The 245-nt window shown below is 44.9% G+C and carries 1 pseudogene; it reads left to right on the forward strand.

The window, feature by feature from the left end:
• Window positions 1–136, forward strand: a pseudogene (locus ACTRWI_RS22875) (ISAs1 family transposase); the annotation flags it as partial.
• Window positions 137–245: the final 109 nt, after the last annotated feature.

Genomic DNA, 245 nt, shown 5'->3' on the forward strand with positions numbered 1-245 from the left:
CCACATGAGCTTGAACATGCTCCGTGAAGAACCAACCAAGCTAAGCATAGTGGAGAAGCAAAAGCGATGTATGATGAATACGTCAATGCTAGAGGCAGTATTAAGTGCTGGCTTTAGTCAGATGGCGAAAAACTAGGCACTCATGCGGTCGCCCTGTGTGTTGAGTGCTGATGGACAAATTTTGTCAAACAGAAAGATAAAGCGAGATACGCTTCTTGATACTATCCGCCAACTACCAGAGCAAA

The organism is Pseudoalteromonas sp. G5_S1_14_S5, from assembly GCF_054968605.1.